Consider the following 13,468-nt stretch of genomic DNA (forward strand, 5'->3'; position numbering starts at 1 on the left):
TCGCGTAGGGTCAGTGATGGGCGCCGATGCGCGCCGAGAGTTCCGCCAGGTTCGCCCAGTCCATCGGCCGGACGCCGGTCTCGATCTCATGGATCATCGCGAGCACGCCGGCGGTCGCAACGGCGTCGATCCCGACCGTGCGTCCGAACGCCACGATGGGCCCGAGCTGGGCATTCGCCTCGGTCTTGCGCTTGCGGACGGCGAGGTCGCGCCAGATGCCCGAATGCGTCTTCGCCGACTTGGCGTTGTGCGCGACCATGGCGTCGAAGGCGGCGTCGGCCGCGGTGTCCGGTGCGCCGGGAGCGAAGGCCGCGGGGTCGTAGCCGTTGAAGCCGAGCGGCGTGATGCCGAGCGCGAGGGCGATGGCCGTCGCCTCCCCGGCGATCCGCCGGTAGAGCGGGCGCGGCGCGCGGGCGTCGAGCGCCTCGCAGATGCTGGCGTCGGTGAGCGCCGTCGCGAAGAGCAGCGCGCCGTAGCCGAGCTTGCCCCACAGGTAGCCCATGACGTTGTCGGACGCGATGGCGTTGGGTTCGAACTCCGTGAGCAGCGCGTGCAGCGCCCGCACCCGGGGCGTGATCCGCCCGTCGGTCTCGCCCACGACCACCGCGCCGCGGCCGCTGAACTGGACGACGCCGGGGGAGAGATAGTCCGCCCCGAAATTGACGAAGGCCCCGACCGTGCGCTGCGGGCCGACGACGTCGGCGATCTCGACCTCGTTGAGCCCGTTCTGAAGCGAGGCGACGTAGCCGTCCGGAGCGAGGAACGGCGCGAGCTGCAGGCTCGCCGCGCGGGTGTCCTGCGCCTTGGTGCACAGGAGGATCCTCCCGTAGCGCCCGGAGACGGCCTCCGGCGTCGACGCGGCGGCGGGCACCGCGAACTCCTCGATCGGCCCCACGATGCGTAGGCCGCCGGCGTTCATGGCCTCGACGTGGTCGCGGTCGCGGTCGACGAAATGGACCTTGTGGCCCGCGCGCGCCAGGTAGGCGCCGACCGTGCCGCCGATCGCGCCCGCCCCCCAGACCAGGATGGTGTCGTCGATCGCGCTCATGACCACGGGCCTTCGATCAGGGCCCGGGTCTCGGCGACGGCCACGTCCCAGATGGCCTGCATCTCGTCGTCGCTGCGCTGGTAGAGACCGCCGAAATTCCCGTCGCCCAGCACCTCGCGCACGCCCACGGGGTCGTGCAGGCGCATGCGATCGGTGTCGACCATCGGCTTGCCCTGTTCCGGACCGCGGATGTTGGGCAGCCGCGTCCAGGGGAAGTTCTCCATCCACGAGGCGTGGGAGGCGACGCGGTCGATCTCCTGCACCTTGGCGAAGGTCTTCGGCGCGTTCCACCAGTTGTGGAAGCGCACGCAGGCGCCCGGGTGCGAGGCCATCCATTCCACCCCCACCGTCTGCGCCGGCCCGTTGCCGCCGTGCCCGTTGCACAGGAGGATGCGACGGAAACCGGTGCGGTGCAGGGAATCGAGGATGTCGGCGACGATCGCGGCATAGGTCGCCAGGCGGATCGACACCGTGCCCGGATAGGCCATGAAGCCGGGCGTGATGCCGTAGGCGAGTACCGGGAACACGGGCACGCCGAGCGGCTCGGCGGCCTCGAGCGCGACCCGTTCCGACAGGATGGAATCAACGGACAGGCTGAGCTGCGCGTGCTGCTCGGTCGAGCCGAGCGGGACGACGCAGCGGTCGTCGCGCTTCAGGTATTCCTCCACCTGCATCCAGTTCAGGTCGCTGATCTTCATCGGGCGTGCCTCCGGGCGGCGGCCGCTGGAGCGGCGCGAAAACGGGTGGCGTCCACCAGCGGCAGCAGCTCGGTCTGGACGGACAGCGGATCGGGAACGTGGCGGTACTCGATGTCCTCGACGCCGGGCGGCAGCGAGGCCAGCGCGGGCTCGGCCCCCGTCGCGTGGACGACGACGTCGACCCGCTGCAGCAGGTCGTCGAGCCGGGGATCGCCGACGACGGCCGCCTCGACCGAGGCGACGTGCGGGGCGAAGCGCAGGACGCCCGGCTTCATCAGCGCGAGGAACTCCGGGAAGACGGAGACCAGGCCGAGGCGGCACAAGGGATCCACTCCGGCCAGGCGCGCGCGGGTCCGTTCCGAGGGGATGAAGCTGATGCTGAGGACCGTCGCGTCCGGGCCCAGCAGCGCGGCCACCTCCGCCCGCCGGTTGGCGAGGGTCACGTAGATGTCGGTCGCGGGACCGCCCTCGCCCTTCAGCTGGTCGATGGTGATGGCCACGATGGTGTCGCCGGGCTTGAGCTGGCGCTGGATCTCGGCGGCGTAGGCGCGGGTCGCGTCCATGAAGACGCCAACCATGGTGAGCCTGACGCCGCGCGTCTCGCGTGCCCGGCCACGGCCGATGCGCGCGCTCAGCAGGGAGGCGATCTCCTGGGCCTGCAGCCCGGCGGCTTCCCCCTCGGCCAGCGCGGCGTCGAGGTGGGCCTCGATGCGGGCGATCGAGGCCGCCGAGGCCGACGCGACACCGTCCGCCACGAAGGTGCCGGAGCCGGCGCGCGTCGCGATGAGCCCGGACTGTCGCAGTTCCTTGTACACCGACGCCGCGGTCATCGGCGCGATGCCGCCCGCCTCCGCGAGTTCGCGCACCGAGGGCAGCCGCGTGCCCGCCGGAAGCTCCCCGCAGGCGATGCCGTACTCGATCAGCCCCTTGAGCTGCACGCTCAGCGGCACCGGCAGGCTCCGGTCGAGCGCCGACGACAAATCGGAGAAGAGGGCTCTGTCCGGCATCTGTTCTAAGAGACTAGGACACCGCCGGGAAACATTGGCAATTTGCAAGCATTCTGGGCCGGCATCTTGGTTGACGCCTCTTCATAAGGCCATCTAGCATCCTAGGACACAAGCACAATCCAACGATGGCGGAGAGGGGAAATGGCGATCCGACGCACCTTCCTGAAGACGAGCTTTGCTGCCTTGGCCATCGCCGCGGGGCTGGGCACGCTGACGATGCCGGCCGATGCGGCCACCCGCGGCGGCAAGATGGTCTACGCGCGCTACGCCGACTCCCTGTTCCTCGACCCCGTGCTCAACGACGCCAACGTCGACATCTGGGTGCTGACCAACCTCTACGACACGCTGCTCCAGCCGACCAACGACGGCGTCGGCGTGCAGCCGGGCCTGGCGACGAAGTGGGAGACGGCCGCCGACGCCAAGTCGCTCACGTTGACCCTGCGCCAGGGCGTCAAGTTCGCCGACGGCTCGGCGATGACCGCCGACGACGTGAAGTGGTCGCTCGACCGCGCCCGCGACCCGAAGGCGGGGGCCTGGTCGTCCTCGCTCGCGTCCATCGACAGCATCGCCGTCAGCGGCGAGACCGTCACCCTGAAGCTGAAGAACCCCGATCCGACGCTCATTCCCGCGCTGGCGACCTTCAACGCCGCCATCCTGCCGCAGAAGCTGTTCGAGGCGACGCCCGGCGCCACGCCCGAGGAAAAGGCCAAGGCCTTCGCCGAGAAGCCGATCGGCACCGGTCCCTTCATGCTGACGTCGTGGAAGCGCAACCAGTCCATGACGCTGAAGCGCAACCCGTACTACTGGAAGGCGGGCGAGGACGGGAAGGCCCTGCCCTATCTCGACGAACTCGAGTTCCAGATCATCCCCGACGACGCCACGCGGCTCCTCAAGCTGAAGGCCGGCGAGGTCGACGGGACGGAGTTCATCCCGTATGCGCGGGTGAAGGAACTGCAGGGCGACCCCAGCCTGCGCATGGAGCTGTGGCCGTCCACGCGCGTGCGCTACCTGACCTTCTATTGCGGCCCGACCTTCAAGGACGGCAAGGCGAACCCGCTGTCGAACGTGAAGGTGCGCCAGGCCCTGAACTACGCGGTCAACAAGGACGCCATCATCGCCATCACGACGCTGGGGCTCGGCAAGCCCATGCGCTCGTACATGTCCTCCACGACGCCACTGTTCTCGGGCCAGGATCTCTACAAGTACGACGTGGCCAAGGCCAAGGCGCTCCTGGCGGAAGCCGGCTTCGCCAACGGCTTCGAGACCTCGATCTACAGCCTGTCGGGCAACGGCGACGACAGCAACGACCTCGCCGCCGTCCAGCAGATGTGGGCGCAGGTGGGCGTGAAGCTGCGCATCGACCAGGTGGACAACCCCACGCGCACGGCGCGCTATCGCGAGGAGAACTTCGCGATGCGCACCTCCGCCTGGACCAACGACATCTCCGATCCCAGCCAGATCACCTCCTATTTCGCCTACTGGCCGAACATCCACTCCCTGCACTCCAACTGGCAGGACAAGCGGGTGGACGAACTGTTCGAGAAGAGCCAGCAGGAGACCGACGCCAAGGCCCGCGCGGCGGAGTACCAGGAAATCCAGCAGCGCTACAACGAGGCCGCGCCGATCGTCTATCTCTACGAGACGCCCTACCCCGTCGCGTTCCGCAAGAACGCCAAGGGCTTCGTGCAGATCCCGCTGGGCAACAACCTCTTCGAAGCGGCCTACGTCGAGAAGTGAGGGTGGCCTTCCGCGTACAGGCGGCGACCTCGGTCGCCGCCCCGTTCCCGGACGGGCGGCGGCGTGAGGCCCGGTCATGAGCCGGGCCGGTCTCGTGCTGTGGCGGCTGCTGCAGATCGTCCCGACCTTCCTGCTGATCGGCGTCACCATCTTCGTGCTAGCGCGCCTGCTGCCCGGCGATCCGGTGAGCGCCATGCTGGGCGACCGGGCCAGCGACGAGGCGGTGAACCGCCTACGCCAGCAGATGGGGTTCGACCGCTCGATCCTCACGCAGTTCGTTCTGTTCATCGAGGGCATCGCGCGCGGCGACTTCGGTTCCTCGACCGCCTACCGCATCCCGGTGACCCAACTCATCGGGGAACGCCTGCCCGTGACGATCACACTGACGGCGCTCGCCACGGTGATCGCGCTCGTGTTCGCGGTGCCGCTGGCCTTCGTCGCCGCCGTGAAGGCCAACCGCTGGCCGGACTTCCTGATCCGCGGCGTGTTCCAGGTGGGACTTTCCTCCCCCGTCTTCTACGTCGGCCTGATCCTGCTCACGGTGTTCGCGGCCTGGCTGCGGTGGTTTCCCGTCGGCGGCTACGGCGAGACGCTGGGCGACAAGCTCTGGCACCTGTTCCTGCCGGCGCTCACCCTGGCGCTCAGCTTCTCGGCCATCATCATGCGCAACCTGCGGGCCGCGATCCTCGAAGTCTTGACCGCCGAATTCGTCGACTTCGCGCGCTCCAAAGGCCTCGCGCAAAGAATCATCTTGTTCCGGCATGTCCTTCGCAACGCTCTCGTTTCCACCGTCACCCTGGTGGGATTGCATGCCGGCTCGCTGCTCGGCGGCGCGGTCATCACGGAAAGCGTCTTCGCGGTGCCGGGGGTCGGCCGGCTGATGGTCGACTCCATCTTTGCCCGTGACTACCCGGTCATACAGGCCCTGACCCTGGTGCTGGCGGTGGTGGTCTCGCTGGCCTTCCTGGTCACCGACCTGATCCAGATGGCCCTCGACCCCCGGGTGGCCCGATGACGGCGCGGATGCCGCGCCTTCGGCTGCCGGGCTCGCTCGTCGCCGGCGGCGCCATCCTCGCGCTCATGCTGGTGTGCGCGCTGGCTCCCGGCCTGGTCGCGCCCTACGACCCCATCGCCTTCGACTACACCGCCCTGTTGCAGCCGCCCAGCGGCGCCCATCCGTTCGGCACCGACCAGTTCGGTCGCGACATCCTCTCGCGCACCATCGCGGCGGCGACCATCGACATCCAGATCGCCGTGTTCGCGACCGTCGGCCCCCTCGTGGTCGGGACCGTGATCGGGCTCCTGGTCGGCTACTACGGCGGCATCGCGGACATGGTCTTCGGCCGCCTGGTCGACCTCGTGGTGACCTTTCCCTTCCTCGTGCTGGTCATCGCCATTGTGGCGGTGCTCGGGCCGGGGCTCGTCAACATGTACATCGCGGTGGGCGTGGTGGGCTGGGTGTTCTACGCCCGCCTGATGCGCGGCGAGGTGCTGGTGCTGCGCAACCACGACTACGTGTCGGCCGGCAAGGTGCTGGGCTACGGCGAGGCCCGCATCCTGTTCCGCCACATCCTGCCCAACGCGGCCCGGCCGATCCTCGTCTACTGGATGACGGACATGGCGCTCGCCATCCTGCTGGGCTCGTCGCTGGGCTATCTCGGGCTCGGCGCCCAGCCCCCGGCCGCCGAGTGGGGGGTCCTGATCGCCGACGGCAAGAACTTCTTCTCGCAGGCCTGGTGGATCACGGTGTTCCCCGGCATCGCGATCATCCTGGCCGGCATCGGCTTCAGCCTGGCCGGCGACGGCGTGGCCGACCTCCTGGACGTGAAGCGATGAGCGGCGGCCCGGACCCGATCCTCGCCGTGGAGCGCCTGGCGGTCACCTTCGACACGCCGCGCGGCAGCGTGCGCGCCGTCGACGGCGTCGACCTGTCGGTGCGGGAAGGCGAGATCCTGGGGCTGGTGGGCGAATCCGGCTCCGGCAAGAGCGTCACCCTGCGTGGCATCGTCCGCCTGCTGCGCGCCAACGCCGCGGTGGCCGGCCGCGTCCTGTGGAAGGGCGCGGACCTGCTGGCCGCCTCGCCGGAGCGGCTGCAAGCGGTGCGCGGCCGCGAGATCGCGATGATCTTCCAGGAGCCGATGACGGCGCTCAATCCCGTGCTGTCGATCGGCACGCAGATCGAGGAGAGCCTCGTCGCCCACACCACCCTCGACGATGCCGGCCGGAAGCGGCGGGCGGCGGAACTGCTCGATCTCGTGGGGATCGCATCGGCCAAGGTCCGGCTCGCCGCCTATCCGCACGAGTTCTCGGGCGGCATGCGCCAGCGGGCGATGATCGCCATCGCCCTGGCCGCGCAGCCGCGCCTGCTGCTGGCGGACGAGCCCACGACCGCCCTCGACGTCACGATCCAGGACCAGATCCTCAAGCTGCTGCTGGGGCTTTGCCAGGATCTCGGCATGGCGATGATCCTGGTCACCCACGATCTCGGCGTCGTGGCGGAAACCTGCGACCGCGTCAGCGTGATGTATGCCGGCCGCGTGGTCGAGAGCGGCCCCGTGGAGGCGCTGTTCCGTCATCCGCGCCACGCCTACACCCATGCCCTGCTGCGCTCCATGCCGCATGGCGGCGCGGCGCGCCAGCCGCTGGTGCCGATCCCCGGCCAGCCGCCACGGCTGGACCGGCCGGTCGAAGGCTGCCCCTTCGCGCCCCGCTGCCAACTCGTCGAGGACCGCTGCCGCACCGTCGCCCCGCCCTTCGAGCCCGTGGGACCGGCCCATGCCGCCGCGTGCTGGGCGTCGGATCGGCTCGCCATGGCGGAGGGAACGGCATGAGCGCGGCCCATCGACCCGCCGAACTGCTCGAGGTCCAGGGGCTGAGCAAGCGCTTCGCGCTGCAGCGCAGCCTCGGCGACGTCGTTCTCCGGCGCGAGGCCCGCGTGGTGCGCGCGGTCGAGGAGGTTTCGCTGCAGGTCGCGCGGGGCGAAACCCTGGGCATCGTGGGCGAGTCGGGGTGCGGCAAGTCGACCCTGGCCCGCTGCCTCGTGCGCCTCTACGAGCCCGACGCCGGGACGGTGCGTTTCGAGGGGCAGGACGCGCTCGCCCTCCAGGGGGACGCGCGGCGCGCCTTCAACAGGCGGGTGCAGATGGTGTTCCAGGATCCCTACGGATCGCTGAACCCGCGCCTGAGGGTGGGCGAGGCGCTCGCGGAGGCGCTGCGCGTCCACCGCATCGTGCCCGACGGGGACGTGGGCGCGCGGGTGGATGCCCTGCTCGACCTCGTCCACCTGCCCCGCGATGCGGCGGGCCGCTATCCCCACGAGTTCTCCGGCGGCCAGCGCCAGCGCATCGGCATCGCGCGGGCGCTCGCCGTGGAGCCTTCGGTGATCATCGCCGACGAGCCCGTCTCGGCGCTGGACGTGTCGGTCCAGGCGCAGATCGTGAACCTGTTCCTCGAACTGCAGGAGCGGCTCGGCCTCGCTCTCGTGTTCATCACGCACGACCTGCGTCTCGTGCGCCACGTCTCGCACCGCCTCGCCGTCATGTATCTGGGGCGCATCGTCGAGACCGGACCGACGGAGCGCGTGTTCGCGGCCCCGCGGCATCCCTACACCCAGGCCCTGGTGGCGGCGGTGCCCGCCGTCGAGCCCGGCCGACGCAGCCGCCAGGCCGCCGTGCGCGGCGAGCTGCCGAGCCCCCTCTCGCCGCCGCCGGGCTGCCCGTTTCACCCGCGCTGCCCGCTCGCCCAGGACGTCTGCCGGCGCGACCTGCCGGCGCTCCGGGAACGATCCGGCGACTGGCCGGTGGCCTGCCATTTCGCCTGACGCGCGCCCGCCCGCCCGAGCCTGACGACCCTTGGTTACATGCCGGACCGGGGCAGCCCGTCGCTGCCTCGGGCGGGAGTCCCGCCAAAAGCTGAGGGGCGCTCCGCATTTTTTGAGTTGCGCCCCTCAACGACATGGTGCCAGTCTGTCGGCCACGATCCGGACCCTTCATGAATCCGGACGGGAGGAGATGACCATGGCTTGGAAAAAATGGGCCTTCGCCGGCGTGGCTTTGGCCTGGAGCGTGGCGGCTGCGACAGCCCAGACGACGGTCAAGTGGCTGCACATCGAGGTCAATCCGAACCAGGTGAAGCTCTGGGAGGAAGTGGCGCGCGCCTACGAGGCGAGCCATCCCGGCGTGAAGGTCGAGATGTCGTTCCTGGAGAACGAGGCCTACAAGGCCAAAGCCCCCACCCTGCTGCAGTCCAAGGACAAGCCGCACATCATCTACAGCTGGGCCGGCGGCGTGCTGCAGTCCCAGGTCGAGGCCGGCGTGATCGAGGACATCACCGACCAGGCCAAGGGCTTCACCGACACGCTGGCGCCGGCCGCGGTCGATGCCTTCAAGGTCAACGGCCGCCTCTACGGCGTCCCGATGAACCTGTCGCAGGTCGGGTTCATGTACAACAAGGAGCTCTTCGCCAAGGCGGGCGTGGACGCGACCAAGATCAAGACCTGGGACGACCTGCTCGCGGCGGTGAAGCAGATCAAGGCCGCCGGCGTCACGCCCATCGTGGTGGGCGGCGCCGACAAGTGGCCCCTGCACTTCTACTGGACGCTCATGGCGGTGCGCCTCGGCGGCAAGGACGGCATCGCCCAGGCCATGAAGGGCGAGAACGGCGGCTTCGAGTCCGAGACCTACGTGAAGGCGGGCGAGCTCTACAAGCAGCTGGTCGACCTGCAGCCCTTCCAGAACGGCTTCCTGGGCTTCAAGAACCCGCAGGCGGTGGGGGCGTTCGGCGACGGCAAGGGCGCCATGATCCTGGCGATCTCGAGCTTCTACCACACGCAGAAGGCGCTCGCGGCCGACAAGGTCGGCATCTCCGACGACAAGATCGGCTGGTTCGAGTTCCCGACGGTGCCGGGCGCCAAGGGCGATCCCACCGACACGCTCGGCGGCATCAACGGCTGGCTCATCACGAAGGGAGCCCCCAAGGAGGCGCTCGACTTCGTCAAGGCGCTCGTCTCCAAGGACGTACAGACCAAGCAGGCGGCCGCCAACTTCATCATCCCGGTGGTGAAGGGTGCCGAGGACGGCATCACCACGCCGTTCATGAAGAACATCGCCGGCAACATCGCCCGCTCGAAGTATCACCAGAACTTCTACGACCAGGCGCTGGGCCCGAACGTGGGCCGCGTCATCAACGACGCCTCCGCGGAAATCGCCGGCGGCAGCATGACGCCGAAGCAGGCGGCCAAGGCCGTGAACGACGCCTGGAAGACGGGCAACTGACCACTCCGGCCTCGTGAATCGGATCCGGGTCGCCGACCAGGCGGCCCGGATCGTCTCTTGGGACGCTTCATGGCAACGACCTCGATCAGCCTGCGCCGGAAGGACGGAGCGTTCACCGCCGTCGTCCTGTTCCTGCCCCCGGCCCTGCTGCTGTTCACGATTTTCGTGGTGCTGCCCATCGGCGAGGCGGCCTGGTATTCGGGCTTCAACTGGAACGGCTTCGGCTCGCCGACCCGCTGGGTGGGCTGGCTGAACTATCTCTCCGTGTTCGACACGCGCGCCTTCCACATCGCGCTGCGCAACAACGGCCTCATCATCGTCATCTCGCTGCTGATCCAGCTGCCGCTGGCCCTGACGCTGGCGATCCTGCTGGCCGACAGGTTCCGCGGCGCGGTGATGCTGCGCATGCTGTTCTTCCTGCCCTACGTGCTCGCCGAGGTGGCCACGGGCCTGATCTTCAGCTTCGTCTACGACGGCGACTACGGCCTGGTCGCGGCGATCTGGAAGCTGTTCGGCGCGGAGGGGCCGCATCTGCTCGCCTCGGCCGACACCTCGATGCTGGCGATCCTGATCGTCGTCATCTGGAAGTATTTCGGCTTCCACATGATGCTGTTCATCGCGGCCCTGCAGGGGCTCGACCGCAACCTCATCGAGGCGGCGCGCATCGACGGCGCCTCGCGGGCGCAGGTGCTGCGCTACGTGGTGATCCCCCTGCTCTACCCGGCCATCCGGCTGTCGGTGTTCTTCGCCATCGTGGGATCGCTGCAGCTCTTCGACCTGGTGATGCCGCTCACCCGCGGCGGCCCGGCCGACAGCTCGCAGACCATGGTGAGCTTCCTCTACACGCACGGCGTGATGCGCATGCGGGTCGGCTACGGCAGCGCCATCGGCGTGATCCTGTTCGTCATCTGCGCCACCTTCGCCTTCACCTACAAGCGCTGGGTCATGCGTGATGAATAGTGCCTCGGAAGCCGGCAACCGCGCCGACCTCACCACCCTCTACAAGGGCCTGTTCCTGGCCGCGGTCGCGGCCTTCGTGGCCGTGCCGCTGCTCACCACCTTCCTGGGCGGCTTCAAGAGCCTGGGCGAGCTGCGCTCCAACCCCTTCGGCTGGCCCACGGCCTTCGAGTGGCAGAACTACGGGGACATTCTCTTCTCGCGCCGCTACTGGGAGCTGATGCGCAACTCGCTCGTCATCTCGGGGCTGAGCGTGGTGCTGACGCTGATCGTGGCCTCGATGGCCGCCTTCGTCTTCGCCCACATCACCTTCTTCGGCAGCCGGATGCTCTTGTCCTACATCACCATGGGCCTGCTGTTTCCCGCCTCGACCGCGATCCTGCCGCTGTTCATCAAGGTGCGCGACCTGGGGCTGCTCGACACCTATCTCGGCGTCGTGCTGCCGCAGGTGGCGTTCAGCCTGGCCATGAGCATCCTGCTGCTGCGCCGCTTCTTCAAGGACCTGCCAGAGGAACTGCTGGAAGCCGCGCTCGTCGACGGCTGCAGCTACCTGAACTTCTTCCGCTACGTGACGCTGCCCCTGTCGCGCCCCATCCTGGCGACGGTCGGCACCATCGCCTTCGTCCACAGCTGGAACGCCTATCTCCTTCCCCTCGTGATGCTGAACACGGACGGGCTCTACCCGTGGCCGCTCGGCATCATGGTCTACCAGGGCGAGTTCTCGGCCGAATGGAACCTGATCCTCGCCTTCATCACGCTCACTCTCATGCCCACCATCATCCTCTTCGTCTTCGCCCAGAAGCATATCGTGGCCGGCCTCACCGCCGGCGCGGTGAAGGGATGAGGCCCGGGCCGCAACGGAGACTTCGCCCATGAGAAAAGTCGGTTTCGGTGTCGTGGGGTGCGGTGTCATCAGCACCGCCTACCTCAACGCCGCCAAGAACTTCCCCCACCTCGACCTGCGCGGCGTCGCCGACATCCGCCAGGATGCGGCCCGGCGCAAGGGCGAGGAGTTCGGCGTGCCGGGCATGCGGGTCGACGACCTGCTGAAGCGCGACGACGTCGAGATCGTGCTCAACCTGACGGTGCCGCTCGCCCACACCGACATCAGCCTCGCGGTGCTGCGGGCCGGCAAGCACGTCTATTCGGAAAAGCCGCTGGGCGTGAACGTCGGCGAGGCGCGCAAGGTCATGGACCTGGCCGCCGAGAAGGGCCTTCGCGTGGGCTGCGCGCCGGACACGTTCCTGGGCGGCGGCCACCAGACGGCCCGCCGGCTCATCGACGAGGGCGCCATCGGTACGCCGATCGCCGGCAGCGCCTTCTTCATGTGCCCGGGCCACGAGCGCTGGCACCCGGCGCCGGGCTTCTACTACCTGCGCGGTGGCGGACCGATGCTCGACATGGGGCCGTACTACATCACCGACCTGGTGCAGCTGCTGGGCCCGGTGGCGAGCGTCATGGGCTCCACCTCGCGCCTGCGCAAGGAGCGCACCATCACCTCGCAGCCGCAGAACGGCACGGTCATCCCGGTGGAGGTCGACACCCACGTGGCCGGGACGCTCGAGTTCGAGAGCGGCGCCATCGTGTCGATCGCCATGAGCTTCGACGTGCCCAAGCACCGCCACTCGCCCATCGAGATCTACGGCTCGACGGGCAGCCTGACCGTGCCCGACCCCAACCGCTTCGGCGGCGAGGTGTCGATCGCCCGGCCGGGCGGCGAGTGGGAGGACGTGCCGCTCAGCCACGGCTACGCCGACGGCAACTACCGCTCGCTGGGGCTCGCCGACATGGCCGCCGCCATCGTCTCGGGCCGGGCGCACCGAGCCAGCGGGGCGCTCGCCTTCCATGCGCTTGAAGTGATGGAAGCCTTCCAGAAGTCCTCCGACGAGGGCCGCCGCGTCGCCATCGAGAGCCGCGTGGAGCGGCCCGCCATCATGCCCGCCGGCCTCGCGCTCGGCGCACTCGACTGAACAGGGATCTCACCGTCATGCGCAAGGCCATGATCGTTTACGGCGGCTGGGACGGGCACGACCCCGACCTGTGCGCCTCCATCGTCCGCGGCTGGCTGAAGGCCGCGGGCTTCGACGTGCGGATGGAGACCAAGACCTCCGCTTTCCTCGACCCGGAGCTGCCCAGCTACTCGCTGGTGGTGCCGATCTTCACCATGTCCAAGATCGAGAAGCCCGAGGCCCTGGCGCTGTGCGCGGCGGTGGCCTCCGGCGTGGGCCTGGGCGGCCACCACGGCGGCATGTGCGACGCCTTCCGCGACAGCGTCGACTACCAGTTCATGTGCGGAGGCCAGTGGGTCGCCCACCCGGGCAACATCATCGACTACCGGGTGAACGTGACGAAGCCCGACGACCCGATCATGGAGGGCATCACGGACTTCGACTACCGGTCCGAGCAGTACTACCTGCACGTGGACCCGGCCAACGAGGTGCTGGCCACCACCACCTTCACCGGCGACCATGCCGCCTGGATCGACGGCGTGGTGATGCCCGTGGTGTGGAAGAAGCGCTACGGCCAGGGCCGGGTGTTCTACTGCTCGCTGGGCCACCGCGCCTACGAGCTGGACGTGCCCGAGATGAAGGCGATGATGCAGCGCGGGCTCATGTGGGCGGCGCGCTGAGAGCAGGCTGAACCGATCCGTCGGCCAGGCTTCGACATCTGCTTCGCGGCGTGGACAAGGGCGCTCTCCCTCCCCTGTAGGGGGAGGGAGAGCGCCGCTCCACCGAATATCAGGTGTGC

At 68.9% G+C, this 13,468-nt stretch carries 13 protein-coding genes; 10 read left to right on the top strand and 3 right to left on the bottom strand.

Annotated elements, in window-relative coordinates; genetic code table 11:
* Positions 1–10: 10 nt before the first annotated feature.
* Genes Q0Q47_RS02440 through Q0Q47_RS02450 form a run of 3 tightly spaced genes read right to left on the bottom strand, consistent with a single transcriptional unit; the run spans position 11 to position 2,753 of the window.
* On the bottom strand, positions 11–1,048 hold the full coding sequence (locus Q0Q47_RS02440; protein ID WP_293853882.1) for a ketopantoate reductase family protein: 1,038 nt from the start codon (positions 1,046–1,048) through the stop codon (positions 11–13).
* Positions 1,045–1,746, bottom strand: a complete 702-nt coding sequence (locus Q0Q47_RS02445; RefSeq protein WP_293853884.1) for a creatininase family protein — start codon at positions 1,744–1,746, stop codon at positions 1,045–1,047. Before Q0Q47_RS02445 ends, Q0Q47_RS02440 begins: the two co-directional genes overlap by 4 nt.
* Positions 1,743–2,753 carry a GntR family transcriptional regulator gene (locus Q0Q47_RS02450; RefSeq protein WP_293853885.1) on the bottom strand — a complete coding sequence of 337 codons (1,011 nt, stop codon included), beginning with the start codon at positions 2,751–2,753 and terminating at the stop codon, positions 1,743–1,745. Before Q0Q47_RS02450 ends, Q0Q47_RS02445 begins: the two co-directional genes overlap by 4 nt.
* 141 nt (positions 2,754–2,894) lie before the next feature.
* Between Q0Q47_RS02450 and Q0Q47_RS02455 the strand changes: the two genes are divergently transcribed.
* The 10 genes from Q0Q47_RS02455 (at position 2,895) to Q0Q47_RS02500 (ending at position 13,349) form a co-directional block, all read left to right on the top strand.
* The gene (locus Q0Q47_RS02455; RefSeq protein WP_293853887.1) at positions 2,895–4,490 is read left to right on the top strand and encodes an ABC transporter substrate-binding protein; all 1,596 of its coding nucleotides are present in this window, start codon (positions 2,895–2,897) and stop codon (positions 4,488–4,490) included.
* Between the two features lie 76 nt (positions 4,491–4,566).
* Positions 4,567–5,505, top strand: coding sequence for an ABC transporter permease (locus Q0Q47_RS02460; RefSeq protein ID WP_293853889.1), 939 nt, complete (start codon positions 4,567–4,569; stop codon positions 5,503–5,505).
* An 8-nt stretch (positions 5,506–5,513) separates the two neighbouring features.
* Positions 5,514–6,326: an ABC transporter permease gene (locus Q0Q47_RS02465; RefSeq protein ID WP_293853890.1), complete on the top strand. Its 813-nt coding sequence runs from the start codon at positions 5,514–5,516 to the stop codon at positions 6,324–6,326.
* Positions 6,323–7,321, top strand: coding sequence for an ABC transporter ATP-binding protein (locus Q0Q47_RS02470; protein WP_293853892.1), 999 nt, complete (start codon positions 6,323–6,325; stop codon positions 7,319–7,321). Before Q0Q47_RS02465 ends, Q0Q47_RS02470 begins: the two co-directional genes overlap by 4 nt.
* On the top strand, positions 7,318–8,310 hold the full coding sequence (locus Q0Q47_RS02475; RefSeq protein ID WP_293853894.1) for an ABC transporter ATP-binding protein: 993 nt from the start codon (positions 7,318–7,320) through the stop codon (positions 8,308–8,310). Before Q0Q47_RS02470 ends, Q0Q47_RS02475 begins: the two co-directional genes overlap by 4 nt.
* A 196-nt stretch (positions 8,311–8,506) precedes the next feature.
* A complete protein-coding gene (locus Q0Q47_RS02480; protein WP_293853896.1) occupies positions 8,507–9,763 on the top strand; it encodes an extracellular solute-binding protein in 1,257 nt (418 codons plus the stop codon).
* A 57-nt stretch (positions 9,764–9,820) separates the two neighbouring features.
* Entirely contained in the window at positions 9,821–10,723 is a 903-nt protein-coding gene (locus tag Q0Q47_RS02485) for a carbohydrate ABC transporter permease (protein WP_293853898.1), read from the top strand.
* The gene (locus Q0Q47_RS02490; RefSeq protein ID WP_293853899.1) at positions 10,716–11,564 is read left to right on the top strand and encodes a carbohydrate ABC transporter permease; all 849 of its coding nucleotides are present in this window, start codon (positions 10,716–10,718) and stop codon (positions 11,562–11,564) included. Before Q0Q47_RS02485 ends, Q0Q47_RS02490 begins: the two co-directional genes overlap by 8 nt.
* 28 nt (positions 11,565–11,592) lie before the next feature.
* Complete coding sequence (locus tag Q0Q47_RS02495; protein ID WP_293853901.1) at positions 11,593–12,690, top strand: Gfo/Idh/MocA family oxidoreductase; 1,098 nt, start codon at positions 11,593–11,595, stop codon at positions 12,688–12,690.
* Between the two features lie 17 nt (positions 12,691–12,707).
* The gene (locus tag Q0Q47_RS02500) at positions 12,708–13,349 is read left to right on the top strand and encodes a ThuA domain-containing protein (protein ID WP_293853903.1); all 642 of its coding nucleotides are present in this window, start codon (positions 12,708–12,710) and stop codon (positions 13,347–13,349) included.
* The last annotated feature ends 119 nt before the right edge of the window (positions 13,350–13,468 follow it).

It is taken from the genome of uncultured Alsobacter sp. (assembly GCF_945952055.1).
Taxonomy (GTDB): Bacteria; Pseudomonadota; Alphaproteobacteria; order Rhizobiales; family Beijerinckiaceae; genus Alsobacter.